Annotated in this window: 2 tRNA genes and 2 rRNA genes; all 4 read right to left on the bottom strand. The window is 50.6% G+C overall.

Annotated elements, in window-relative coordinates:
* Window positions 1-395: ribosomal RNA gene (locus B5E84_RS20195) — 23S ribosomal RNA — on the bottom strand; the annotation flags it as partial.
* A 159-nt stretch (window positions 396-554) separates the two neighbouring features.
* A tRNA-Ala gene (locus tag B5E84_RS20190) sits at window positions 555-627 on the bottom strand.
* 119 nt (window positions 628-746) lie between these two features.
* Window positions 747-820 (bottom strand) — tRNA-Ile (locus B5E84_RS20185).
* A gap of 19 nt (window positions 821-839) precedes the next feature.
* Window positions 840-957: ribosomal RNA gene (gene rrf / locus B5E84_RS20180) — 5S ribosomal RNA — on the bottom strand.
* Between the last annotated feature and the right edge of the window lie 59 nt (window positions 958-1016).

The following is a 1016-nucleotide window of genomic DNA, read 5'->3' as shown; positions in this document are numbered from 1 at the left end:
GCTCGCTGGCTATCATTTTCGTGTACGGGGCTTTCACCCTCTCTGGCCTGACTTCCCAGACAGTTCCACTAATGAATCGCCTCACTTATCGCGGTCCATAACCCCGCGGTGCACGCACCGCGGTTTAGGCTCCTTCCATTTCGCTCGCCGCTACTTTGGAAATCGATGTTTCTTTCTTTTCCTCCGGCTACTTAGATGTTTCAGTTCACCGGGTTCCCGACGTATGGCTATGGATTCACCATACGACGACTGAGGATTGCTCAGCCAGGTTTCCCCATTCAGAGATCTCCGGATCAAAGGATATTTGCTCCTCCCCGAAGCTTTTCGCAGCTTATCACGTCTTTCATCGGCTCTTAGTGCCAAGGCATCCACCCTGCGCTCTTTCTAGCTTGACCAGCTTTCCGATGTATAGCGTTACATCGGCTGGTTGTGTTTCAAACTTTATTTATTGCTTGATGTTTCTCGGATGTCTTGACTAGATATTTCTATCTAGTTTCGATTTACTCGATATGCGGTTTTCAAGGTACGTTTGCGACTGATGTTTTATCAGTCAGTGGAGATGGAGAGATTCGAACTCTTGACCCCCTGCTTGCAAGGCAGGTGCTCTCCCAACTGAGCTACACCCCCACGGATGCGGGCCTTCCCTCTTTCGAGGCGATCCCTATATTCTTTTGTAGGCTTATCAAAGCCAGTGGGCTTAAGTGGGCCTTTCCTCCCTTCCGAGAGCTTGGCGTGAACTTAAGCAATGGGCTTAAGTGGACTCGAACCACCGACCTCACGCTTATCAGGCGTGCGCTCTAACCGGCTGAGCTATAAGCCCGGTTTTCTTTTGAAAAGGGATCCGGCAGCCACCTGCTCTCCCATGCCGTCTCCAGCATAGTACCATCGGCCGCTTAAGTCTTAACCGTCGTGTTCGGGATGGGTACGGGTGTCTCCCCTAAGCGCATCACCACCGGAATCCTTTCGCCCTTGACTTTCATCAAAGACTAAACAGTATATAAAACCCTTACTTCTTC

The organism is Lachnoclostridium sp. An14 (genome assembly GCF_002160755.1).
Taxonomy (GTDB): Bacteria; Bacillota; Clostridia; order Lachnospirales; family Lachnospiraceae; genus Lachnoclostridium_A.
The sequence above is the reverse complement of the archived record's forward strand: the minus strand, read 5'-3'. Positions and strand labels throughout refer to the sequence as shown.